Annotated in this window: 27 protein-coding genes; 13 read left to right on the top strand and 14 right to left on the bottom strand. The window is 73.2% G+C overall.

Annotation, left to right across the window (positions count from 1 at the left end):
* Positions 1–30 precede the first annotated feature (30 nt).
* The gene (locus HA039_RS07595; RefSeq protein WP_167025680.1) at positions 31–615 is read left to right on the top strand and encodes a nucleosidase; all 585 of its coding nucleotides are present in this window, start codon (positions 31–33) and stop codon (positions 613–615) included.
* A gap of 27 nt (positions 616–642) precedes the next feature.
* On the opposite strand, the gene HA039_RS33865 is transcribed toward HA039_RS07595, so the two are convergent.
* The 3 genes from HA039_RS33865 to HA039_RS07610 are packed head-to-tail and all read right to left on the bottom strand — an operon-like array spanning position 643 to position 2,971.
* Positions 643–1,482 (bottom strand): phosphotransferase family protein, encoded by an 840-nt coding sequence (locus HA039_RS33865; protein WP_243869269.1) that lies wholly within the window; start codon positions 1,480–1,482, stop codon positions 643–645.
* Positions 1,483–1,538: 56 nt separating this feature from the next.
* Positions 1,539–2,381 carry an alpha/beta fold hydrolase gene (locus HA039_RS07605; RefSeq protein ID WP_167025683.1) on the bottom strand — a complete coding sequence of 281 codons (843 nt, stop codon included), beginning with the start codon at positions 2,379–2,381 and terminating at the stop codon, positions 1,539–1,541.
* Positions 2,378–2,971 carry a TetR/AcrR family transcriptional regulator gene (locus HA039_RS07610; RefSeq protein ID WP_167025686.1) on the bottom strand — a complete coding sequence of 198 codons (594 nt, stop codon included), beginning with the start codon at positions 2,969–2,971 and terminating at the stop codon, positions 2,378–2,380. Before HA039_RS07610 ends, HA039_RS07605 begins: the two co-directional genes overlap by 4 nt.
* A 286-nt stretch (positions 2,972–3,257) precedes the next feature.
* Between HA039_RS07610 and HA039_RS07615 the strand changes: the two genes are divergently transcribed.
* The gene (locus HA039_RS07615) at positions 3,258–3,563 is read left to right on the top strand and encodes a putative quinol monooxygenase (RefSeq protein WP_167025689.1); all 306 of its coding nucleotides are present in this window, start codon (positions 3,258–3,260) and stop codon (positions 3,561–3,563) included.
* A 60-nt stretch (positions 3,564–3,623) separates the two neighbouring features.
* Here HA039_RS07615 and HA039_RS07620 read toward each other — a convergent pair whose 3' ends face one another.
* Positions 3,624–4,556, bottom strand: a complete 933-nt coding sequence (locus HA039_RS07620; protein ID WP_167025692.1) for a helix-turn-helix transcriptional regulator — start codon at positions 4,554–4,556, stop codon at positions 3,624–3,626.
* Between the two features lie 241 nt (positions 4,557–4,797).
* On the opposite strand from HA039_RS07620, the gene HA039_RS07625 reads away from it, so the two are divergent.
* On the top strand, positions 4,798–5,637 hold the full coding sequence (locus HA039_RS07625; protein WP_167025696.1) for an SDR family NAD(P)-dependent oxidoreductase: 840 nt from the start codon (positions 4,798–4,800) through the stop codon (positions 5,635–5,637).
* 136 nt (positions 5,638–5,773) lie between these two features.
* On the top strand, positions 5,774–6,475 hold the full coding sequence (locus HA039_RS07630) for an NAD-dependent epimerase/dehydratase family protein (protein WP_167025699.1): 702 nt from the start codon (positions 5,774–5,776) through the stop codon (positions 6,473–6,475).
* On the opposite strand, the gene HA039_RS07635 is transcribed toward HA039_RS07630, so the two are convergent.
* The 3 genes from HA039_RS07635 to HA039_RS07645 form a co-directional block, all read right to left on the bottom strand.
* Positions 6,472–7,014: a DinB family protein gene (locus HA039_RS07635; protein ID WP_341830010.1), complete on the bottom strand. Its 543-nt coding sequence runs from the start codon at positions 7,012–7,014 to the stop codon at positions 6,472–6,474. The genes HA039_RS07630 and HA039_RS07635 overlap by 4 nt on opposite strands.
* A gap of 5 nt (positions 7,015–7,019) precedes the next feature.
* Positions 7,020–8,156, bottom strand: coding sequence for a flavin monoamine oxidase family protein (locus HA039_RS07640; protein WP_167025702.1), 1,137 nt, complete (start codon positions 8,154–8,156; stop codon positions 7,020–7,022).
* Between the two features lie 97 nt (positions 8,157–8,253).
* Positions 8,254–9,303 carry an alcohol dehydrogenase catalytic domain-containing protein gene (locus HA039_RS07645; protein WP_167025706.1) on the bottom strand — a complete coding sequence of 350 codons (1,050 nt, stop codon included), beginning with the start codon at positions 9,301–9,303 and terminating at the stop codon, positions 8,254–8,256.
* A gap of 243 nt (positions 9,304–9,546) precedes the next feature.
* Between HA039_RS07645 and HA039_RS07650 the strand changes: the two genes are divergently transcribed.
* The 5 genes from HA039_RS07650 (at position 9,547) to HA039_RS07670 (ending at position 13,494) form a co-directional block, all read left to right on the top strand.
* Positions 9,547–10,122 (top strand): TetR/AcrR family transcriptional regulator, encoded by a 576-nt coding sequence (locus HA039_RS07650; protein ID WP_167025710.1) that lies wholly within the window; start codon positions 9,547–9,549, stop codon positions 10,120–10,122.
* Between the two features lie 37 nt (positions 10,123–10,159).
* Positions 10,160–11,086, top strand: a complete 927-nt coding sequence (locus tag HA039_RS07655; protein ID WP_167025713.1) for a LysR family transcriptional regulator — start codon at positions 10,160–10,162, stop codon at positions 11,084–11,086.
* 135 nt (positions 11,087–11,221) lie between these two features.
* Positions 11,222–11,995 (top strand): SDR family NAD(P)-dependent oxidoreductase, encoded by a 774-nt coding sequence (locus HA039_RS07660; RefSeq protein ID WP_167025716.1) that lies wholly within the window; start codon positions 11,222–11,224, stop codon positions 11,993–11,995.
* Positions 11,996–12,038: 43 nt separating this feature from the next.
* Positions 12,039–12,671 carry an OsmC family protein gene (locus tag HA039_RS07665; RefSeq protein WP_167025719.1) on the top strand — a complete coding sequence of 211 codons (633 nt, stop codon included), beginning with the start codon at positions 12,039–12,041 and terminating at the stop codon, positions 12,669–12,671.
* A 10-nt stretch (positions 12,672–12,681) separates the two neighbouring features.
* A complete protein-coding gene (locus HA039_RS07670) occupies positions 12,682–13,494 on the top strand; it encodes an inositol monophosphatase family protein (RefSeq protein WP_167025722.1) in 813 nt (270 codons plus the stop codon).
* A gap of 37 nt (positions 13,495–13,531) precedes the next feature.
* Here HA039_RS07670 and HA039_RS07675 read toward each other — a convergent pair whose 3' ends face one another.
* Positions 13,532–14,176 (bottom strand): CatB-related O-acetyltransferase, encoded by a 645-nt coding sequence (locus HA039_RS07675; RefSeq protein WP_167025725.1) that lies wholly within the window; start codon positions 14,174–14,176, stop codon positions 13,532–13,534.
* Between the two features lie 126 nt (positions 14,177–14,302).
* Positions 14,303–14,602 (bottom strand): DUF4235 domain-containing protein, encoded by a 300-nt coding sequence (locus HA039_RS07680; protein ID WP_167025728.1) that lies wholly within the window; start codon positions 14,600–14,602, stop codon positions 14,303–14,305.
* Between the two features lie 156 nt (positions 14,603–14,758).
* On the opposite strand from HA039_RS07680, the gene HA039_RS07685 reads away from it, so the two are divergent.
* Positions 14,759–15,982, top strand: coding sequence for an SGNH/GDSL hydrolase family protein (locus HA039_RS07685; RefSeq protein ID WP_167025731.1), 1,224 nt, complete (start codon positions 14,759–14,761; stop codon positions 15,980–15,982).
* 245 nt (positions 15,983–16,227) lie between these two features.
* On the top strand, positions 16,228–16,764 hold the full coding sequence (locus tag HA039_RS07690; protein ID WP_167025735.1) for an EF-hand domain-containing protein: 537 nt from the start codon (positions 16,228–16,230) through the stop codon (positions 16,762–16,764).
* A gap of 108 nt (positions 16,765–16,872) precedes the next feature.
* On the opposite strand, the gene HA039_RS07695 is transcribed toward HA039_RS07690, so the two are convergent.
* Together HA039_RS07695 and HA039_RS07700 are read right to left on the bottom strand one after the other, a co-directional pair.
* A complete protein-coding gene (locus HA039_RS07695; RefSeq protein ID WP_167025738.1) occupies positions 16,873–18,015 on the bottom strand; it encodes a glycosyltransferase in 1,143 nt (380 codons plus the stop codon).
* A gap of 129 nt (positions 18,016–18,144) precedes the next feature.
* Positions 18,145–18,456, bottom strand: coding sequence for a hypothetical protein (locus HA039_RS07700; protein WP_167025741.1), 312 nt, complete (start codon positions 18,454–18,456; stop codon positions 18,145–18,147).
* Between the two features lie 256 nt (positions 18,457–18,712).
* On the opposite strand from HA039_RS07700, the gene HA039_RS07705 reads away from it, so the two are divergent.
* Entirely contained in the window at positions 18,713–19,555 is an 843-nt protein-coding gene (locus HA039_RS07705) for a TIGR03621 family F420-dependent LLM class oxidoreductase (RefSeq protein ID WP_167025744.1), read from the top strand.
* A 57-nt stretch (positions 19,556–19,612) separates the two neighbouring features.
* Here the strand turns inward: HA039_RS07705 and HA039_RS07710 are convergent, their stop codons facing one another.
* The 3 genes from HA039_RS07710 to HA039_RS07720 all read right to left on the bottom strand — a co-directional run bounded on the left by HA039_RS07710 (position 19,613) and on the right by HA039_RS07720 (position 21,960).
* Complete coding sequence (locus HA039_RS07710) at positions 19,613–20,389, bottom strand: hypothetical protein (protein ID WP_167025747.1); 777 nt, start codon at positions 20,387–20,389, stop codon at positions 19,613–19,615.
* The gene (locus tag HA039_RS07715; RefSeq protein WP_167025750.1) at positions 20,386–21,297 is read right to left on the bottom strand and encodes a hypothetical protein; all 912 of its coding nucleotides are present in this window, start codon (positions 21,295–21,297) and stop codon (positions 20,386–20,388) included. Before HA039_RS07715 ends, HA039_RS07710 begins: the two co-directional genes overlap by 4 nt.
* Before the next feature lie 87 nt (positions 21,298–21,384).
* Positions 21,385–21,960, bottom strand: coding sequence for a CGNR zinc finger domain-containing protein (locus HA039_RS07720; protein ID WP_167025753.1), 576 nt, complete (start codon positions 21,958–21,960; stop codon positions 21,385–21,387).
* A 192-nt stretch (positions 21,961–22,152) separates the two neighbouring features.
* Between HA039_RS07720 and HA039_RS07725 the strand changes: the two genes are divergently transcribed.
* Entirely contained in the window at positions 22,153–22,866 is a 714-nt protein-coding gene (locus HA039_RS07725) for a type 1 glutamine amidotransferase domain-containing protein (protein ID WP_167025756.1), read from the top strand.
* Positions 22,867–22,914 lie beyond the last annotated feature (48 nt).

Below are 22,914 nucleotides of genomic sequence, written 5' to 3' on the forward strand. Positions count from 1 at the left end.
TACGAACAACGCATCTCGTAGTCTGGGCCCATGCACCTCGGACGCAAGATGACCGGCGACCGCCCTCTGCTCGTCCTGGCCGTCCAGGAAGAAGCCCAGTACCTGGACACCTCGTTGCCCGTCCTGCTGACGGGCATGGGCAAGGTCAACGCCGCGACCGCCCTCGCCGCGACCCTCGCGCGGGGCCCGCTGCCGTCGGAGATCATCAACCTGGGTACCGCGGGCGCTCTCCGCCCCGGCCTGAGCGGCACCCATCTCGTCGGTACGGTCACGCAGCACGACCTGGACAGCGCGACCCTGCGCGCCCTGACCGGCCAGACCTACGGCCCGCCCCTCACCGTGGGCGACCCGGGCGGACTCACCCTGGCCACGGGAGACTCCTTCATCAGCGACGAGACCGACCGCGCCCGCCTGGCGGAGCACGCGTCACTGGTCGACATGGAGGGCTACGCCCTGGCCACCGCCGCACAACAAGCCGGCGTACCGCTCCGTATCGTCAAGCACGTCAGCGACGACGCCGGGGAGGAAGCCGCCCGAAGCTGGCGCGAAACCGTCGCCCAGTGCGCCCGGGCCCTGGCGGACTGGGCGCACCACAACGTCCCCTTCTACGCCTGAGAGGGCCGACGGCCGAGCGAGGGGCGCTCAGGGCGCGTGGTCAGCCTGTACGAACAGGGCGAGTACGTACCCGGCCTGACAGCGCGCGGCGCCGGGCGGGTTACGCCGCGTCGTGACCCGGTCCGCCACCAGAACGCCCAGCCAATGCAGGGCCAGCAGCCGGCGCAGGTGCGCCAGCCGGGACCGCTCCGGTGCGCCGAGGTCGAACTGGTCCAGGAACAGGGGCACGTCGAAGCACGAGTCGACCCAGGTGGAGGGATGCCCCGCGACGTCGGCGAGTTCGAGCGCGCGGTCGGTGCGCCCGGAGTCCTCGAAGTCGAGCAGCCGCACCCGCTCGCCGTCGTACAGGTAGTTGGCGAGGTTGCCGTCGGAGAGCCCGAAGACCGGCACCACCGCGCCGGGTCCGGAGACCGACTCGAACGGGACCGCCGCCAGCCACTCCCGCCCCGCTTCGAAGGCCCGTACGATCTCCCGCTCCCAGGCGGCGTCCGCGCCGCCCGCGGCCCAGGCCCGTACCCGCCCGTCCACGTGCCCGGCTCCCCAGGGGGCCTCCGGAACACCGGCCAACACCGCCCCGGGCACCGCCGTGTGCAAGGTCGTCAACGCGCGGGCAAGACACCGGGTCGCCGCGGGGCCGACGTCGGTCCCGCGCAACGTGTCCCCGGCGATCCGGGACATCGTGATCCACGGCGGATCGGCACCGAGCCGTGCGTCGACCGGCCGGGGAGCGAGCCCGGGGGCGTACCGCTCCGCCAGGTTGAGCCCCTGCCACTCCCGCAGGGGCTCACCGCGATCCCACGAGGCGAACCGCTTGACCACCGTCCCACCGAGGACCTGGATGCCGTGGGTGCTGTCGACGATCGCCATATGCCCTTCTTCTACCAGCGGGACCGACTACCGCGAAGGGTCCTTGCGCGCTGCGGTCAGGTGCGGAGGGTCTGGTGGAGTTGTTCGGTGAACTCCTTCGGGTGGGTGGTCAGGCCTATGTGGCCGCCGGGGAAGAGTGCTAGCTCCTTGCCGAAGCGGGTGGCCAGGTGGGCGGCCGGGCGGTGGGTGAGTTCGCCGGGTGAGTCCTGGCCGGCGGCGAGGACGAGGTGGTCCGACAGGGCCTCCAGGCGGGCCAGGTCGGGGACGTACGACATGAAGGCGGGGACGATTCGGCCGACGAAGTAGGGCAGGCCGGCCATCGTCTGTTCGGTTCTTGCCGCGGCCTGCGGCGGAAGCTCGGGCTGGGGTTGCGGCTCGGGGGCATCCTCGGCGCCCTCCTTCCGCAGCCCGGCGGCGAAGATCGCCATCGCGGGCATCAGGCCTTCGGTGCGGAACGACTCGTCCACCCGTGCCAGGAGCCGGCGATGTTCGGCGGCGTCCGGCAGGACCATCACCACCGGGGGCTCGTGCACCACCGCGCGCAGGACACGTCCGTGGTGGGCGGTCAGCAGGTGCAGCGCGGCGATCCCGCCCGAGCTGGCGCCGAACACCCGGGCGGGCTCGCCGGGCGACAGCAGCTCCAGGAGGCGGAACGCGTCGTCGGCGTGCTCGGCCACGCTCTGCTCCGCCTCCGGGTCGTCCAGCGCGCTCCCGCCCATGCCGCGCGGATCGTACGTGGCGACCGTGTACGCGGCCGCGAGATCCTCGGCGACCTCGGCCAAGGACGCCGCGCCGCCCGTCCCTCCCGGGATCAGCAGCAGGAGCGGACCGCGCCCGCGGACCTCGTAGTGCAGCGTCGCGCCGTTCACGCGCAGGGTGCCGGTGGTCGGGGCGGTCATGAGGGGTCTCCTTCTCGGGACGGCGGCCAGTGCTCCAGGAGCGTGTGCAGGGCGTCGAGCGCGCGGACCCACGACTCCCGCGGCGGCCGCTCGTGGCCGAACCCGCCCGCCGCCTCCAGCGCGACGAACCCGTGGAAGGTGCTGCGCAGGAGCCGGACTGCGTCGGTCAGGTCCGGCTCGGCCAGCCCGTACGCGCGCAGCATGCTGTACGTCAGCTCCACCGCGCGGCGCGGTCCCGGCGCGTCGGCGACCAGCGCGGGGTCGATCCGGATCGGGGTCTGCGTCGCCGCGTACCGGCCCGGATGCCGGTGGGCGTACTCCCGCCAGGCGTCGGCGAACGCGACGAGCGCGTCCTTGCCCGACCGGCCGGCGGTCGCCTCCGCGATACGGATGGTCTTCTCGTCCGCCGCGAGCAGCGCGATCCGGCCGCGCAGGTCGTCCAGGCTCCGGACGTACGTGTAGAGGCTCGCGTCCTTCACGCCGAGCCGCCGCGCGACCCGCGACATGCTCACCCCGTCGAGCCCGGCCTCGTCGGCCACCTCGGCGCCCGCGAGCGTCACCCGCTCCACGCTCAGCCCCGCCCGCGCCATGCGCCCTCCCCGTACCGCCGCTCCCGCCCAGGCGGTTGCCTAGGAGCCCTAGTTCTAACCTAGGGGCCCTAGGCAGCGCAACCGTACGTCCCCGGGAGCACCTCCGGGTACGGCTCCGGCATGCCCCGGCCCGCAGCGGATCTCGCCCTGCCGGGCAGGCACCCGCGCGGTATGTTGAGCTGAGTGGCGACGTCAACGAACCGCCCGCCCCCAGGACGTGTCCCGGACGACGAGCAGGTCACCCGTTCCCCCGACGACCCTCGCGTCCGAGGCAGAGGAGGACGCCATGTTCCAGTTCCTTGTTTCCTTCACCGTCGAGCCCGAGCACCGCGAGGACTTCGTCCGGGCGGCCAGGAAGACGGCACGCGACTCCCTGGCGAACGAGCCGGGATCGAACCGGTTCGAGGTCATCGCCGACGAGGCGGACCCGGACGTCTTCTACCTGAACGAGGTCTACGAGGACGCCGACGCGTTCACCGCGCATGCAGGCGGCCCCTACTTCACCGCGTTCTTCGCGGAGGCAAGCGCGTACGCCAAGGGCCCGAACTGGCTCATGAAGGGGAACGTCGTCCCCGAGTCGGCCGCGGCCTGACCCAAGCCGCCGCCTGACCCAAGCCGCCTGACCCGGACCGCCTGACCCAGACCGCCCCCGTCAGTCGTTGCGCGTGCCCGTCTCCCGGAAGGACTCCGCCCGGCCCGGCCGCGAACCGGCCTGCCCCGGGCGCGAGCCGCCGGAGCGGCCGGGTTCGGCGGCCCACGACGACAGCATCGTCAGCGCCTCGTCCGACGCCGACCCGGGGTCGGCGAGGAAGGTGAACAGGGTCTGATCAGGGTCGTCGGGGAACGTCAGGGCCTCCGTGCGCAGCGTCAGCTCCCCCACGATCGGATGGTGCAGCACCTTCGTGTCGTGCCCGATCCGGACCACCTTCTGCCCCGCCCACCAGCGGCGGAACGGCTCGCTCTTCATCGACAGCTCGCCCACCAGCTCGGCGGTACGGGTGTCGTCGGGGTGCCGCGCCGCGTCCATCCGCAGCGTCCCCACGAAGACGGACGCGACCTGCTCCCAGCTGTCCCCGAACAGCGACCGGGCGGCCTCGTCGAGCATGATCCAACGTACGGCGTTACGGTCCCTGACCGGCGCCGCGTCGAAGTCGGCGAGGAGCACCCGGGCCATGCGGTTGGTCGCCAGCACGTCCGTACGGCGCCCCAGCACGAAGGCGGGCGTCTCCCCCAGCCGCGCCAGCAGCGCGTGCACCCCGGGCCGTACCTTCTGCTGCGCCGCCCGCGGGGCGCGCCGGCGGCCGGGACCCTGCCGCCGTGCCACGGCGTGCAGGTAGCTGCGCTCCGCCGGGTCGAACTGCAACGCGTTCGCCAGGGCGTCCAGGACCGATTCCGACGGGGTGATGGGCCTGCCCTGTTCCAGCCGCGTGTAGTAGTCCACACTGACGCCGGCCAGCGCGGCCAGTTCCTCGCGGCGCAGGCCCGGCACCCGCCGCGGGGACGGGTCGTGAATGCCCAGGCTCGCCGGGTCCATCGCCGCGCGCCGGGCACGAAGGAAGTCGCTGAGGCCCTCGTTCCGCTCCATGTCTCCATGGTGGCGCAGATCGGCGGAGGGCGCCGTGTCCCGGGTGGCCCTCCGAAACCCACGTAGCGGGAGGAGCCGGGTCGGACCCTGGGTGGTCCTCCGAATCCCAGGAAGGGGCGGGCCAGTTCACCTCTCGTTCCTGGCCGGCGTGGGCGGTTGAGTGAAGGCACAGGACGCCGTCCGGTGTCCATCTCATCGCCTACCGTGCCTCCCCGCACGGCCCACCCAGGGAGTACCCGCCATGCCTTCCACCTGGCTCATCACCGGCGCCACCTCCGGATTCGGCAGCCTGGTCACCGAGCGCGCGCTGGCCACCGGCGCCCACGTCCTCGCCGTCGGACGCCGCGCCGACCGCCTCGCCGCGCTCTCCGACCTGGCGGAGAAGGGCGTACAGGGGCGCGTCACGCCCATCCAGCTCGACCTGACCGCCCCCAACGCCCAGAGCGCCCTGTCGGACGCCATCAAGGCCGCCGGCGGCCTGGACATCCTGGTCAACAACGCCGGTCACGGCCTGTTCGGCGCCGTCGAGCAGATCGACGCCGAGGACGCCCGCGCGATCTTCGACACCAACGTCCTGGCCAACCTGACCGTGCTGCGGGCGGCTCTGCCCGCGCTGCGCGCCTCCCAGGGCCGCGTCCTTCAGACCTCGTCCCTCATCGGCCAGTTCTCCTGGCCCTCCACCGGCGTGTACGCCGCCACCAAGGGCGCCGTGGAGCTGATCAGCGAGGCCCTCGCCCACGAGGTGGCCCCCACGGGCGTCAAGGTCACCATCATCGAACCCGGCACCCACGCCACCGAGTTCTGGTCGGACAAGCTCAACGTCGTGGCCCCCAACGAGGCCTACGCCCCGACCGTGGGCAAGTTCCTCACCGACTTCACGTCCCAGCCCCCCGAGGCCTTCGGCGACCCGAACGCCGTCGCGGACGCGATCCTGACCGTCTCCACCCTCGACGAGCCGCCGCTGCGCCTGGCGGTCGGCGCGGACGCCGTCGAGAACATCCGGCAGTCACTCACCTCGCGCCTGGCCGAGTTGGAGCGCTGGGAGTCCCTCTCCCTCACCCCCGCCCGCGAAACGGCCTGACCACGGTCGACAGCCGCCCGGGCCCCCACCGCTTCCGGCCGGGAAGCGGCGAGGGGCCCCGGGCGGCGCCCCACCACGCAGGACAGCAGTCAGTGCGGGAAAGCCCACGGAGAGCACGGAAGCAGGGCGGTACAGGGTGAAGGTCATCATCTTCGGCGCGACCGGCATGGTCGGCCAGGGAGTGCTACGGGAGTGCCTGCTCGACCCGGAGGTCGAGCGCGTCCTCCTGGTGAGCCGCACGCCCACCACGGAACGGCACGGCAAGATCCGCGAGATCATCCCTCACGACTTCCACGACTTCACGCCGATCGAGGCCGAACTCGACGGCTACGACGCCTGCTTCTTCACGCTCGGCATCACCTCGGTCGGGAAGAGCGAGGCGGACTACCGCCGGGTGACGTACGACATCACCCTGGCGGCGGCCCGGGTGCTGAGCGCCCGCAACCCGGACCTGACCTTCGTGTACGTCTCCGGCACCGGGACCGACAACACCGAGCGGGGCCGCGTGATGTGGGCGCGCGTCAAGGGTGCCACCGAGAACGCGCTGCTCGCCCTCCCCTTCAGCGCGTACATGTTCCACCCCGGCGTCGTCTACTCGGTGCACGGCGAGAAGTCGAAGACCCGGTGGTACCGCGTCGTCCACACCCTGACGGCGCCCCTCAGCCCCCTGCTGCTGCGCCTCCTGCCGCGCCTGCTGGTCACGACGGAGCAGGTGGGAAGGGCCATGCTCACGGTCGCCCGGCAGGGATGGCCCGAGCGCTTCCTGTCCAACCGTGACCTCATCACGGCCGCCGGCCTCCCCCGGGGCGTGTCCGGCCCCGGGGAAGGCGCCCTCTAGGACGGCGTGCACACCATGAGGTAGCCGTCGACGCGGGTGACCTTGTCGGAGTCGGGGGCGTCCGGCAGGGCGTGGCCGAGGTCCCGGGCGCGCACCTCGCCGATCCACCGGTCGTGCTGGTACTCGTGGTTGATGATCGTGGTCAGAAGGTGCCGGGCGACGAAGGAGAGCTGCCGCGGCGCGCCGACGCGGCCCTCCCTGATGTCCGTCATGCGGCGGTGGACGCTCTCGGCGACGGCGCCGCGGAAGGCCTGGAGCCTTTCCAGGTCCGGGAGTTGCCCGCGGTCGCGCTCGGGCGTCGCCGAGTCCATCAGCGCGTCCAGCGCGGGGTCGGGGCTCGGTTCCGCGGCGGTCAGGTTACGGACCATGAAGTGGGCGACGTGGGCCTGGTGCCCCAAGTGCCAGCCGATCGCGCTGAATTCGTCGTGCGGCCGCCACAGCACCTCGTCCGGCGGGAGGTCGGTCCACAGCTGGTCGGTGTACGCGCGGGCGCGGTCGTACTCGCGCAGCAGTTCTTCGATGTCGAACATGTCGGTCATGGAGGTCAGTTGTCCTTTCGGCCCGAGGTGGCAGTGACAGTGGCGGGGGCATGGGCAGCGGCGTGGGCAGCGGAGGCGGCGGCACGCGTGGCGTGGAGGACCGCGGCGACCGCGTCCTCCGCCGCAGCGAGGGCTCCCTCCACATGGCCGGCGTACTCGGTGGCGGTCTCCGTCGACGCCCAGTGCAGGCGCCCGTCGAGAGCGGGACGCCGGTAGTGCGGGTGCCCGTAGAGCTCGTGGTCGCCGAAGCGCTCGACGCCCGGTGGCGAGGTCCACTCCTGGTGACTCCAGTCCTGTACGACCATCTCCACCGGGTCGCCCGCGCGCTCCCCGAAGAGCCGGACGAGTTGACGCGTCGCGCGGTCGGCGAGAGCGCGCTCGGAGCCGGCGGGCCCGCCCTGCGCGAAGCCGAACAGGGCGGCCGGCGATCCACCGGGTCCGGACAGGTCATGGATCTCCCGCAGGGGCCCGGTCCCGCTGAACGCCGCCCCGGACAGCCCGCGTTCCCGCCAGAACGGAGTCCGGTAGTGCGCGACGACCTTGGCGACCGGTCCCATCCACACGGGCGTCGCGGCGGCGAGCCGGAGCAGGGAGGCGGGGACACCGGCCGGGAACGCGATACGGGCGGCCGCGAGCGCGGGCGGCACCGCCAGGACGACGTGTGCGGCGGGCAGTTCGCCCGCGGGCGTGCGGACCACCAGCCCGCGGGGGTGCGGCCCGATCGCCGAGACGGGGGCGTCCAGGTGGACCGTACCGGCGGGGAGGGCCGCCGCGGAACGGTCGGCCAGCAGGGCCGCTCCGCCTCCGTAGCGGAGGGACGGGGCGCCGAACGGGTTCCCGGTCAGCCGCTCGACGCCGCCCGGGTGGTCGAAGAGGGCGTCCCCGGTGGTGGGGGAGGCGAAGCCCGTCATGCCGAGGTCGGTCAGGAGATCGCTCACCCGCCGTTCCCCCGGCCAGTACCACGTGGCACCGAGATCGAGCGGCCCGTCGTCGGTCCGCGCCGAGAGCAGCCGGCCGCCGACGCGGTCGCATGCCTCCAGGCATACGACGTCCAGGCCCGCGGCGTGCAGCGCTCGTGCGGCGCTCAGCCCGGCGATGCCCGCGCCGACCACGATCACGTCGCGGATGGGGATCTCGGTCATGCGTGTGCTCCTCCTGGTTCTTCGGGTGTACGGGAGCGGCCGGACGGCCCGGCGGCCCGGCGGGGCGCTCTCCGTCCGCCCGGGCCGACGGGTCGCCTCAGGAACGCAGGTGAGGGGTCGTCAGGACCGTGCGGTAGCGGGCTTCGCCGCGCCGCAGGACGGCCAGCGCCTCCTCGGCGCTCTCCAGCGGCAGGGCCTGGACGCGCGGCCGGACACCCGTCACCATCGCGAAACGCATGGCGGCCTCGGTGTCCACCGGGCTTCCGGTCAGGTGGCCGCTGAGCGTCCTGGCCCCCATGACGAGCTTGCCCATCGGGATCGCGACGTCCGCCGCGTCGAACCCGACGACGCTGAGGTGGCCGTGCGGCGCGAGCCCGTCGACGAGTTCGGCCAGCAGGCCCGTACCGGACGCGGTGGACACGATCAGGGCCGCGCCTCCCCTGGCGCGCAGGGCGGCGCCGGGCCGGTCGCGCGAGCTGTCGATGTAGTGATGCGCCCCGAGGGACCGCGCGTCCGCCTCCTTCTCGGCCCCGCGGCTGACGACCACGGTCTCGTACCCCATGCGCGCGGCGAACTGCACCGCGAGGTGCCCGAGGCCGCCGAGGCCCAGCACCGCCACCCGGTCCCCGGGCCGCGCCCGGCCGTGGCGAACGGCGTTGAAGGTGGTGACACCGGCGCAGCCGAAGGGCGCCGCCTCGGCCATGCCGAGCCCGTCCGGGATTCGCGCCGGCGCGGCGGCGGGGACGGTGATCGAGGTGGCCCATCCGCCGGGGTACGACAGGCCGGGGATCCGCCGCTCCGGGCAGTGGACGACGTCGCCGGACCGGCACGCGGCGCAGTGACCGCAGCTGCCGCCGAACCAGCCGACCGCCACCCGGTCGCCCGGCTGCCACCCCTCGACTCCCGCGCCCACCTCGTCGACCACGCCCGCCACCTCGTGTCCGGGCGTGACGGGGAACCCCCCGGCGGGCGAAGGGGCGGAGACGGTGCCCAGGTCGGCGGCGCACACACCGCTCGCGTGCACCGTGACCCGTACCTCTCCGCGCCCCGGCGGGACCACGGGCGCGCGGCGTGCCACCACCGGGCCTCCCGCCTCGGTGACCTGCATGGCCGGATACCCGGAGTACTCGGGTGCGGTGTCGTTCATGGTGCGTCCTTTCCGGTCACGATCGCGGCCGCCGTCCGCGGGCCCGGGGGAATCCACGGGTCGGGGGAATCCACGGGTCGGGGGAAGGCCGGCCGCCGCCCGACCGTAGAGGGGTCGTACGGGCCGCGGTAGAGGCCGATCATGAATGCCGCCATAGGCCGCGCGTATGGCGAGGCCCCCGGTGACGGGCGCCCGGCCGGCACCCGGCTGGCCACTCTACCTTCTGGTAGGTAGGGTGGTCGCATGAGTACGACGCGCACGCAGCTTCTCGACGCGGCCACGTCCGTGGTCCGCCGCCGCGGTTACGCGGCGTTCAGCTACGCGGATCTCGCCGAGGCCGTCGGCATCCGGAAGCCCAGCATCCACCACCACTTCCCGACGAAAGCCGATCTGGGCCTGGAGATGGTGTCCCGCTACGCCGCGGACTTCACGGCCCGGCTGCGAGCGGCCCAGCAGGGCGGGGCGGACGCCGTGGAACTCCTGGAGTTCTACGCGGGCCTGTACCGCGAGGGGCTCCCCGACGGCCAGGCGTGCCTGTGCGCGACGCTGGCGGCGGAGGCCGAGGCGGTTCCCGAGGAGACGCGCCGCGCGGTGGCCCGGTTCTTCACGGCGAACCTGGACTGGCTGACGCTCGTCGTCACGGACGGGATCGCGGCCGGCGAACTGGCGGCGGCGCCGTCCCCCGGGCAGGCGGCCCGCGGGTTCCTCTCGGCGGTGCAGGGCGCCATGTTCACGGCCCGCGCCCTGGGTGACGTGTCCTACTTCGACGACGTCGCCGCCTCGGCCGTCGCGGCGCTGCGCCCCCGTACGGCCCGCTGACCGCCGCCTACCGGTCACGGCGGAGAGGACAGGTCCCGTGAACATCGAAGGACTGCGGTACGCGCGAGCGGTGTCCCAGACCAAGTCGTTCAGCGCGGCGGCCCGCGCCTACGGGGTGACCCAGCCCGCGCTGTCCAACGGGATCGCGCGCCTGGAGGAGGAGTTGGGCCTCAAGCTGTTCGACCGCTCCCCGCGCGGCGTCAGGCCCACCGCGCACGGGGCGCGGATCCTGCCGCTGGTGGAACGCGCCCTGGCCGCCCTGGACTCCGTGAGCGCGGAGGCCAAGCGGCTGGCGGACCCGGCGCCGGCGAGCATCCGCGTGGGCATCTCACCGTTGATCGGGCCGGAGTTGGTGGCCCGCGCCTTCGACGCGGCCCGCGTGCTGGGCCCGCCGCGCGCCCTGGTCCTGCGGGAGGCCGACAAGGACGACCTGCGGGCCGGGCTGGTCTCGGGAGACCTGGACGTCGTCCTGGTCCCGGCGGTGGAACCGATGCCCCGGTTCCAGCACCGGATCATCCACCGCGAGCCGATCGTCGTCGTCGACCCCTCCTCCACCGTCGCGGACACCCCGCTGGAGCTGGAGTCGGCCGTCGACGCCTCGTACATCCTCGTCCCCGACACCTGCGGCCTGACGGCCTTCACCACGGCGCTCTTCCACGACCAGGACCTGCCCCTGCGCCGGTATCCCGGCCAGGCGTCGAACTACCGCGTGCTGGAGGAGTGGGCCGGCCTCGGCCTGGGCGCCGCCCTGCTCCCCCTGTCGAAGGTGTCCCGCCCGCACGCCTCCTGCCGGCCGCTCGTGCGTTCCGGCCGGCCGGTGGAGATCCGGTACGAGGCGGTGTGGAGCCGCGACACACCACTGAGCGCCGACCTCGACCAGTTCGCCTCCCTGCTGAGCGCCGGCCCGCCCGCACCTCACGTACCGTCCGCGCCGGACGCCCCGGACGGGCCCGTGAGCCAGTAGCAGCCGCTATGGCCGCATCACCGAGGAGCGTCTACCGCGGCCCGTGCGGGCCGCGTAGCGTCGAGGGCACCACAGCGACCACACACCGGTGATCGCACCACACCTTCACCTACCAACTAGTAGATAGAGATTCTCGTGAGCCAGGACTTCGACGGCAAGAAGCTCATCGTCATCGGCGGCACCAGCGGCATGGGGCTCGAAGCGGCCCGCCTCGTGATGGCCGAAGGGGGTACGGCGGTGGTCGTCGGCCGCAACCCCGAGGTGGCACGGTCCGCCGCCGAGGAGTTGGGGAAGCTCGGCACGGTGGAGACCCTCATCGCCGACCTCACCAGCACCGAGGACGTACACGCCCTGCGCGAGCGCCTGACCCAGGAGCACGCCGACGCACGCCTGTTGGTGAACGCGGCCGGCGTCTTCACCCCGAAGCCCTTCTGGGACCACACCGAGGCGGACTACGACCTCTACCACGCCTTCAACAAGGCGGCGTTCCTGCTGACGCAGACCGTCACGAAGAACATGGCGGACGCCGGTGCCGGGGGCGCCGTGGTCAACATCGGTTCCATGTGGGCCCATCAGGCCGTGGCGGCCACCCCCTCCTCCGCCTACTCGATGGCCAAGGCCGGTCTGCACTCGCTCACCCAGCACCTCGCCATGGAACTGGCCCCGCACCGCATCCGTGTCAACGCGGTGGCGCCGGCCGTGGTCAGGACCCCCATCTACGAGGCGTTCGTCGCCAAGGAGGACCTGGACGAGGTGCTCGGCTCCTTCGACGACTTCCACCCGGCCGGCCGGACCGGCACCCCGGCCGACGTCGCCGCGACCATCCGGTTCCTCCTCTCCCCGCACACGGACTGGGTGACCGGCGCCGTCTGGAACGTCGACGGCGGTGTCATGGCCGGACGCAACTGACCCGGGATCCCTCGCCCGCCCCTCTCCTGAACGGAACAGTCCCATGTCTGTCCTCAACGGTGTGAACACCACCGCCCTCCGGAACACCGTCGAAGCGGTCCAGAGCGACCGGGCCCTCGGCCACGTGACCTTCTCGGTCAGGGGCGACTGGTCCGGAGGCTTCCGCATCGACTCGCGGACCGGCCCGCTGACCCAGGCCGGCGTGGCCAACGCGGGGCGTGACGGCCGCTACACGATGGCCAGCGACGAACCGAAGGCCCTCCTCGGTACGGACACCGCCATCTCCCCCGCAGAGCACCTGCTCCAGGCGCTGGCCGGCTGCTACACCGTGACCCTCACGGCGAACGCGGCCGCACGCGGCATCGAACTGCGCGCTTTCCAGGTGCGGTTGGAGTCCGACTTCGACCTGAGCGGCTTCCTCGGCGTGGACCCGCGGATCGCGCCGGGAGCGCAGCACATCCGGGCCACCGTGTCGGTCGACGCCCCGGAGGCCACCCCCGAGGAGCTCCAGGAGCTCATCGAGCTGGTGGAGCGGCGGTCGCCGATCCGCGACACACTCGCGCGCCAGGTGGAGGTGACGACCCAGCTGGCTCCGTACGCCGGGACGGACGCGGTGGGTTCGCCGGACGCGGCCGACTCAGGTCCGGCCGACGCGTCGGAGGATCGCCACCGCTAGGGTTCCCGGTGTGACCGACCCGGACGCGAGTGCCCACCCGTACGCGGATCTCGACGACCTCGGAGTCGCCACGGCCGCCGTACGGGCCGGCGCCGACGTGGTACGCGGGCTGTACGGCCAGCGGCTCAGCCGTATCGAGAAGGGCGGCGGGGACTTCGCCACCGCCGCCGACGTCGAGGCGGAGAGGGCGATCCTCGGCGTCCTCCGTGCCGCGCGGCCCGAGGACGCGGTGCTCGGCGAGGAGGGCGGGCGGCAGGGGGTCGTGGACGCGCAGCGCCAGTGGCTGGTGGACCCCCTGTGCGGCACGCTCAACTACGCCGTGGGCAGCATGCTCGTGGCGGTGAACGTGGCGCTGCGGGACGGGGCGGCGGCCGTGGCGGACCCGTTCGGCGGCGAGGTCTTCCGTACGGACGGCGAGAGCGCGTGGGTACGGTACGACGGCGCCGACACGCGGCTGGCACCCTCGTCCGGCTCCCGCCTGGTGGACGTCAACCTCGATCCGCCCTTCCCCGGCGCGCCGGGCTTCCGGGCCGTGGACCTGCTGGCCCACCCCGGGTTCGCCGGGCAATTCCGGCCGCGGGTCGTCTCCACGACGCTGGCGCTGGCCTGGGTCGCCGCCGGCCGGCGCGCGGCGTACGTCACCGACGGCGGCGACCTGTCGGGCAGCGTCCACTTCGCCGCCGGCATCGCCCTGTGCCGGGCCGCCGGTTGTGTGGTCACCGGCATCGACGGCGGCCCGATCGGGCCCACGGGCCGGGGACTTGTCGCGGCGGCCGACGCCGGGACGCACGCGCTGCTGATGTCGATGATCCGCGGCCGATGATCCGCGGCCGGCGCGCGTCCGCCGCGGCGGACGCGCCCTAGAGGCCCGTCGGAGCGGCCGCTTCGAGGGCGTCGACGCTCCCCGACATGACCGTCCGTACGTGGTCGGTGAGGTGCTCGGCGGGCCAGTCCCACCACGCGACGGCGAGCAGCCGGGCCACGTCCCGCTCGTCGTACCGCGTGCGGACGAGGCGCGCCGGGTTGCCGCCGACGATTCCGTAGTCGGGCACGTCCTTCGTGACGACCGCGCCGGCGGCGACGATCGCGCCGTGCCCGATCCGTACCCCGGGCATCACCGTCGCCCCGTACCCGAACCAGACGTCGTTCCCGACGACCGTGTCGCCCCGGTTCGGCAGGCCGGTGAGGAGGTCGGCGTGCTCGGCCCAGGAGCCGCCCATCGTCGGGAAGGGGAACGTGGAGGGGCCGTCCATGCGGTGGTTGGCACCGTTCATGAGGAACCGCACGCCGGTCCCGAGGGCGCAGAACCTGCCGATGACCAGCCGCTCGGGCCCGTAGTGGTAGAGGACGTTGCGCGTCTCGAAGGCGGTCGGGTCGTCGGGGTCGTCGTAGTAGGAGTACTCCCCGACCTCGATCAAGGGGGACGTCACCAGCGGCCGGAGCAGCACCACGCGCGGCTGTCCCGGCATCGGGTGGAGTACGGACGGGTCGGCGGGCACGGGCATGGCGGCGATTCCTCACGATTGCGCGTCACTGATCCGACCTATGCCGGACCGCCGGAGCTGTTCCTGACCCATGATCGGGCCGACGCGCCCCACCGCGACACCGATTTACCGCCGCGCGGCGGCCGCTCAGTCCCGGCCCCCGCCGCCGTCGCTCGGCCACGTGCCCGTCGCGCGCTCGATCGCCTTGGCGCCCGACCGGTCGACCGCGCTGCGCACGACCGCGAAGATCGCGCCCTGCACGGCGGCCGCCAGCAGCACTTCGCCCCAGCCACGGTCGCGGTCCAGGGCGTCCGGCGCGTCGTCCTCGTGGCGCAGGACCTTCCACGTCTTCTGGAAGGCGAGCCCGGCCACGGCGCCGCCGGCCCAGCCGAGGACAAAGCCGACGGGCTTGTACGCGAGGGTGAGTTTCCGCTTCTTCTTCGTCACCCCGGACGGGTGCCCGCGCCGGGCGGAAGCACACGGCACGAGCCCGGTTCCGGCCAAAGAGCGGATGTCTGTGGACCGGGATTGAACCGCGAGCGCGCTCCGCCCGTGCAGATGGGTGGCATGGTCATGGCAACGATGAGAGGGACCTCACCAGCTATGAACAGATCACAGTCATTCCCCCGCCGGGCCCGGCGCGCGAGCGCCGTACTCGCCCTGGCGCTCACCACCGCCCTCGTGACCCCGGCGGTGTCCCGGGCCGAGTCGGCCGCGGCGACCACCCAGGTCGTCACCTGGGGAGCGAGCGCCGACCGGCTCGACGCGGCGGTGGCGGGGCGCACGCACCGCCTCGTCATCCACACCAGCGCGGGCGGCAGCGCGCTGCGGATCCGCCTCTCCAACGCCTTCGGCGACCAGCCGGTCACCTTCGGCCGCGCGTACGTAGGGGTACGGGCGTCCGGAGCGGCCGTCGCCCCCGGCACGAACCGGGCCCTGACCTTCGGCGGGGCGGCGTCCGTCACCGTACCGGCGGGCGGTTCGGTGTACAGCGACCCGCTGGCCGGCACCGTGGCGGCGCGGGCCGATCTCGCGGTGAGCATCTACGTGCAGAGCGCGGCCGGTACCGCGACCGGCCACCAGATGGGCCGTCAGACCTCGTACATCGCGCCCGGCGGCAACTTCGCGGCGGCCGAGGCGGGGACGGCCTACACCCAGACGACGGGCTTCCGTTACTACCTCGACGCCGTGGTCACCGACGCGCCGGCCGGCACCGGGGCGGTGGTCGCCCTGGGCGACTCGATCACGGACGGCTCGAACTCCACGCCGGACACCAACCGCCGGTGGCCGGACCTGCTGTCGGCCCGCCTCCAGGGCAACGGGAACACCACCGTCAAGGGGGTGGCCAACGAAGGCATCTCCGGCAACAAGGTGCTGACGGACGGCGCCGGCGTCAGCGCGCTGAAGCGGCTCGACCGGGACGTCCTGTCGCAGCGCGGCCTGCGCACGGTGATCCTGCTCGAAGGCGTCAACGACATCAAGGCCAACCCGGCCCCGACGGCCGCCCAGTTGATCACCGCGTACCGGCAGATCATCGACCGGAGCCGGGCGAGGGGCGTGTGCGTCGTGGGCGCGACGGTCATGCCGTACGAGGGATGGCCCGAGTGGAACGCCAACGGTGAGGCCATCCGCCAGGAGGTGAACCGCTTCATCCGCAGTGGCGCGTTCGACGCGGTGGTCGACTTCGACGCGGCGATACGGAATCCCTCGGCGCCCTCGAAGATGCTGCCCGCGTACGACGCCGGCGACCACCTGCACCCGAACGACGCGGGGATGAAGCTGATGGCGGACTCGGTGAACCTGAACGCCCTGAGGTGCTCGCGCTAGAGACACCGACCGGCGCACGTACGCCCGGGGGCCGTACGGGGCGAGTCCCGCCCCGTACGGCCCTTCGGCGCGCTAAACACCGGTCCGCGCGTTTCCTGCCCGCATTCACTCCTTCGCGCGAAGGGACACGCATCCGCCCGATCCCGCCGGCCGCCTTTGGTGAAGTGGGAGCACGCCCGTGCGGTGGGCCTTCGGTGGCCTGGGCGGTCAGTGGCACCCAGCGGCATTCGGGAAGTGGGAGATCCATGCGGACAGAAGCGGTCGACCGGGTCCGGACAGTGTTCGCGCTGTTCGACGCGGACGGTAACGGAGTGATCGAGGCGGACGACTTCGAGTTGATGGCGGACCGGGTCCTCGGTGTCACGCCCGAGGCGCCGGACGCGCGGCGGAGCGCGGCGCTCAGTGGCTTCCGGGCCTTCTGGGCGGCCCTGGCCGGGGAGTTGGACGCCCATGGCGACGGCAGGATCGACTTCGAGGAGTTCAAGGCGGTCGTGCTCGCGCCGGAGCGGTTCGACGCGGCGGTCACCGAGTTCGCCGAGGCGCTCACGGAAGTGGCCGATCCGGACGGGGACGGCCTGATCGGGCGCGCGGACTTCGTGGCGGTCCTGACGGCCATCGGCTTCGCGGCGCCGAACGTCGAGTCGCTGTTCGAGGGCCTGGAGCCGACGGCCTCGGACCAGGTGACGACGTCGGCCTGGGCCGAGGCGATCAAGGACTACTACCGCCCGGATCTGGCGGGCATCGTGGGAGACCGCCTGGTCCCGGCGCTGACGACGGGCTGAGCGGCCGCCCCCGCCCGGACCGGGGCCGACCCCGGTCCGGGCGGATCGGCGCGGGTGGATCGGCGCGGGTGGATCGGTCCGGGCGGATCGGCGCGCGCGGTCCCAGGGTCAGGCGCGCTCCGCCGCCCACGTGTCGGCCAGGCGGTCCGCCACCTCGCCGGGCGTGGGCATGGCGGCGATACGACGGGCGATGCGCCGCGCGCTCTCCCGGTACGGCGGGCTCGTCGCCACCTCCACGACGGTGCGCGCCACCTCGGCGGGATCGGCGGGGTCGGACGTGACGACGACCGCGGCGCCCGCCGCCGCCACACGTTCGGCCTGCCCTCCCTGGTCGGCCCCTTGAGGGAGCAGCACGAGGGGCAGGCCGGCCGCCAGCGCCCCGAGGTTGGTGCCGGCGCCCCCGTGGGCGAGCACGACGTCCACGCCGTCGAGGAGTGACTCGTAGGGCAGGAAGTCCTCGAACACGACCCGGTCCGAGTCGAGGGCGAAGTCACCGGGAGACATGGTCGTGCCGAGGGTGACCCGCACTCCCGCGCCGTGCGCGAGCAGTCCGCGCAGGAGGGGGTTGAGCACCGACGGGTCGGAGAAGATCGTGCCGAACGTCATGAGTACCTTCGGATCACCGGTCAGGGGCTCCGGCGTGCGGGGCCGTACGCCGACCGCCGCCCGATGGGCCTCCGGCCGCAGCGCCTGCCATCCCGGAGGGGCTTCCCACCCCTCCACCTGGAGGTCGGCGGGGCAGATGTCCAGGACCCAGCGGGGCTCCCGCCACCCCACCCCGCGCGCGGCGTAGTCCCGGGTCGCGCGGTCGGTCGACGCCCGGATGAAGCCGGCGGACACGTCCGCGCCGAAGGTGTGCACCGCGTGGGGGACGTCGCGGACCGACGCCAGGTACGGTCCCACGAAGTCCATGGGGTCATGGATCACCAGATCCGGCCGCCAGCGGTGTGCCGCGTCCGCGCACGCGTCCGCGGACAGGTCGAGCCGGGCGGTGACGAACGCCTCGATCACGGCGTCGACATCACCGCTCCTGCGCACGTCCACACCGGTCCTGCGGCCCACCTCGGCGATGACGTCCTGGCTCTCGGCGCCGGCGATCAAGGCCTCCAGGCCTTCGTCGGCGGCGAGGTGCGCCAAGGACGCCGGAACCATGAGGGCCACCTCGTCCCCCCGGGCGCGGAAGGCTCGGGCGAGGGGCAGCAGCGGGATCAGGTGGCCGTAGGCGGGGACACCGGAGAAAAGTACGCGCATCGGGCCAGAGTACGCACGCCGGATCCGGCGACCGGGCGGGCGGGGGCGTCACGCACGGGGGCCGGCCGCGTCACCGGCGGCCGGCCCCGGTGTGACGGGAAGGGCGGTGGGGCGATCGGTGCGGCCGTCTCAGTTGCCGATGCCGGAGCTGCCGATGCCCGTGTTGCCGATGCCGTGGCTGCCGACACCGGTGTTGCCGATGCCCGCGTTGCCCACGCCCCAGTTCCCGACACCGGCGTCGCCGATGCCGTGGTTGTACGCGCCCGCGGCGCCGATGCCGTAGTTGTACGCGCCGGCGCTGCCGATGCCGTGGTTGTGGGCGCCCGCGTCGCCCACACCGACCGGCCGGTCGTCGTGCGCGGCAGCCACGCCCGCGCCGCAGAGAGTCAGGACCGCCGCGGCGCCCATGGCGGCCGTCACACGCAGAAGCGTTGAACGCATCGTCAGATACCTCCCGATAAAGGACTGTTGATCTCCATCTCTAGCACGCCCTCCTCCCGGTTCCCGGCCCCGAAGGGCCCCCGGCGGCCGTGTCGACCTCAGGACCGTGACGCGGAGCGCACCTCACCTCACACGGCGCGACCGGCGCGGGCCGGCGCCACAGGGGGTGAACCACACACCCCCTGAGGCCCGTGTGTTATCCCGGTAGGTATCGGAATGCGCACACGCAACCGCCGCACCAGCACGAAGGGCCGTCATGAGCAACCACCCGTTCCGCTTCGGCGTCAGTCTGATCAACGTCGGCTCCCGATCCTCCTGGCGCGACCGCGTGCGGGAGACGGAGGATCTGGGGTACGACGTGCTCCAGATGCCCGACCACCTGGGCATGCAGTCGCCGTTCCCCGCGCTGGTGGCCGCCGCCGACGTGACGAGCATGCGCCTGGGTACGTACGTGCTCAACGCCTCCGTCGCGAGCCCCGCGTACCTGGCCCGGGACGTCACCGACACGCAGCGCCTGACCGACGGCCGCCTGGAGCTGGGGCTCGGCGCGGGATACATGCCGAACGAGTTCGAGGCCGTGGGCCTGCCGTTCGGTACGGGCGGGGAGCGCCTGGGCCGGCTGGAGAAGACCCTGTCGGCGCTGCGTGAACTGCTGGCGGCGGAGGCCGACGTACCCGTACCGCCGATCATGCTGGCGGGCGCCGGCGACCGCATGCTGCGCGTGGGCGCCCGGGAGGCCGACATCTTCAGCTTCTCGGTGATGGCCGGGGTGACGCCGGGCGTGCCGCCCGAGGAGGCGTTCGCCCGCCGGATCCAGGTGCTGCGGGAGGCGGCGGGCGACCGCCTCGACAAGATCGAGCTGAACCTGTTCGTCGCGGCCGTGGGCGAGAGCGCGGAGACGCTCGACCTGTCGATCATCCGCCAGGCCAGCGGTCTGGACGACGCGCAGCTCAACCAGGTGCCCGGCGTGCTGATCGGTTCGGCGGGCGAGATCGCCGACCGGTTGCGCCGCTACCGCGAGGAGTACGGCATCACGTACATCAGCGTCCTGGAGCCGCACCGGGACGCGTTCGCCGAGGTCATCAAGCACCTGCGCTGACGCGGTACGGCTCTCCGGGCCGGGGGATCCGTCCCGGCCAGGAGGCCCTGGTCCGTCTCAGGCCAGGAGGTCCGCCAGCCGGTCGCGTACCCCGTCCTTGCCCTCCACGCGGTCGGGCACCAGCTTCTCGCGGTCGTCCGGGTCGCGGGTCAGGACGTGCAGGCGCCCCGCGTGGCGGGCCAGCACCAGGTCGGTGCTCCGGCCCGCGATCTCGGCCGATCCCTCCGCGGTGTAGTGGGTGACCGTCACCAGCGCGGACCGCTCCGACCCGCTGAGCAGGGCGTCCGTCCCCATCGCCGCCTCGCGGTCCGCCGACGGGCCCCGCGGCAGCCATTCGATGAGCATGCGCAGCGCCTCGTCGAGCTTGTAGAGGCCGATCTGATGGACGCCGAGGGCGTCGATGCGGACCATCAGGCAGATCCGCTCCGGTTGGGGGAGCAGCAGGATCCGCCACGGCTCACCGGCGACCGTGCCCGTCGTCCGGGCGTCGAGGACCTTCCTGGCCCGCTGCTGGAACGCCACGGCGATGCCCAGGTCGCCCCGGACCCGGACCTCCTCGCCCGTCGAGCCGGCGAGGAGCAGTTCGCGCGCCGCCAGCGAGCGGACGGCCTCGGCGAGTTCGTCGTCCGACGGCCGCGCCTCCAGGAAGTCCACGATCGCGTCGACGGCGGTGAGTTCGGCGATGGTGTAGGCGCCGAGCAGCACCGGCCCCGTCTCCACCAGGCTCACCACCGCCGAGACCAGCTCCGGGGGGACGGACGCCTCGCCCTGGCCGGACGACCCCGACAGGTGACCGTGGTCCTGATCGCCGCTCTCGTGCCGGTCGCCGCTCATGACCACCCTCCCGTACGCCGTACGTCCGTGGGGACCTGCTCACGTCTCTCGCGGAGCACCGCGGCGGCGGCGCGGGACGGTGTCTGGGTGACCCACACCTCCGAGTTGCCGAAGAGTCCCCGCCCCGCCCGGTCGGACAGCGCCCGGCCCAGTTCGCCCGCCAGGTCGGGCCGGTCGGGCGGCGGGAAGCGCGCCGCCAGGTCCGCGGACACGGCGGTGGTGTCGTCGGACGCCTCGATGCGGCGCAGGGCCTGCGTCAGCACCCGCGCGACCGGCGGCGACAGGGAGGTGGGTACGGCCAGGACCGGCGACAGGTACATCGGGCGCCGCTCGGTCATCCGTGACAGCCCCCACGGGCCGACGTTGCTGCCGGTGAACCGGTACACCAGGTAGTCCATGAGGTGACGCAGGTCGTCCACACTGGGCAGCTTGCTCCCGCCGAACGCGGCGGGGGTCTTCTCCAGCTGGACCCAGGTGCCCTTCGCCGTGCGCCCGTGGAGCTTCTCGCGGACCAGGTGTCCGCGCATCCCGATGTCGGGGTAGAGGGTCTTGTCGATGTCCCGGTGGTGGCTGGACAGCCGCGGATGACTGCCCTTCGCGGACCGCCAGGCCTCGTACAGCGCGGGGTCGTCGACCAGCACATGGCCGCCGCGCAGCACGTCACGCAGTTGCGGCACCTGGAGTCCGTGCCCCTCCAGGTCAGAGAGGATCTCCGCCTCCTCCGGGCTGAGGCGTCGCGCGGCGGCGACCAGGCCTCTGCGGTACTCACCCGCCCGGGCGGTGATCTCGATCATGAGACGCACCCTGTCGCGCACCTCGTCGGCCTGCTGGTCCCGCGCTCTGTCGGCGGCCGTCCCGCCGGACAGCACGCCGCGCGTCAGGCCCCCCGCTCCGGGCTTGCGCTTCATCTGGCCAGTACAGCACGGCCCGCGCACCCGCGCAGGGCAACGCCCGGGGGCCCTGCGGGGGTGCCCCCGGGGGTGCCGTCGGCCGCGTCAGCCGCTCTTGGCGCGGCTGCGGTACGCCCGGGCCGCGGCCCGGGAGCTGCACGACGTGCTGCAGTAGAGGCCCGACGAGTTGCGCGTCTTGTCGAAGAACCCGGTGTAGCAGGTGGGGTTCTTGCACATCTTGAGGCGGCCCCAGGCGCCGCGCGCGGCCAGGTCGACGGCGGCCGCGAAGAGCGCGCCGAAACCGCCGAGGACCCCGTCCTGGGCGGGGACCAGGTGGCAGCCGTCGGCGGTGAGGCGCGGGGTGAGGGGGTAGCGGACCGCTATGCGCTGGAGGTAGTCCTCGGCGGCGGGCAGCGCCGCCTCGCCGTCCTCGCACCCGGAGTGCGCCCGGAAGATCATCGTGAACGCGTCGCGCAGCTCACGGGCCGCGGCCACGTCCGCGCCCGTGACGACCGCGTCGAGACCGGTCCGGCCGCCGGCCGCCAGCCAGGCGGACAGCTCTTCCGGCCCCGTCATGCGGTCCTGGTCGTCGCCCAGGGGCGCGGTGTTGACAAATCCGAGGAGCAGGGCGGAGCTGTCGCACGCGGACGGCGGGCACGGCTCTTCTGCGGTCTGCGGCATGTCACGCACCTCTCTCCTGGACCGGCAGCCTACAGCACGTCCCGCAGTACGTCATTCACTACATTCATTAGCATGCGACTTGCCGACCAGCAGAGCTTGCTTTCGTCATGAGCAAAGGTGTTACGGTCGTGTCATCGCGACGCCGAGGCCGGCAACGGGCCGACCGCCGGCGCGCATCATCTGGAGGTAGTCATGCCCTCACTGCTCGTGGTCCTCAGCGGAGCGACCAGGTGGACCCAGCAGGACGGCTCGCAGCGTCCCACCGGGTTCTGGGCCGAGGAGTTCGTGGAGCCGCACAAGGCGTTCACCGCGGCGGGGATCGAGCTGACCGTGGTCACGCCCGGCGGCCGCCCGGCCGTCGTGGACGAGGGCAGCCTGTCCCCGCAGTCCAACAACGGGGACGAGGAGAAGGTCGCCGAGCTGCGCGCGTACCTGGAGAACGTGAAGGACCTGCTCGCGTCGCCCGGGCGGCTGGAGGACGTCGACCCCGCCGGCTTCGACGGGGTGTTCATCCCCGGCGGCCACGGCCCGATGCAGGACCTCGCCGTCAACGAGGACGTCGCGCGCGTCCTCCAGGCCCTGCTCCCCGACCGGTCGAAGGTCGTCGCGGGGTTGTGCCACGGACCGGCGGCCTTCCTGCCGGCCGGCGACGAGGAGGGCAAGTGGCTGTTCAAGGGCCGCCGCCTGACCGCGTTCACCGACGAGGAGGAGACGCAGACCGGCCTCGCGGCCAACGCCCCCTGGCTGATCGGCAGCCGCCTCCAGGCCGCCGGGGCCGACTACGTACCGGGTCCGGCGTGGGCCTCGCACGTGATCGTCGACGACAACCTCGTCACCGGCCAGAACCCGGCCTCCGCGGCCGACGCCGCACACGCGGTCCTCAAGGAACTCGCCGCGCGGGCCTGAGCCACGGGCGATCCGCGGCACCGGACCGCCGCGATCGCCCCGGACGAC

The organism is Streptomyces liangshanensis (genome assembly GCF_011694815.1).
GTDB lineage: Bacteria > Actinomycetota > Actinomycetes > Streptomycetales > Streptomycetaceae > Streptomyces > Streptomyces liangshanensis.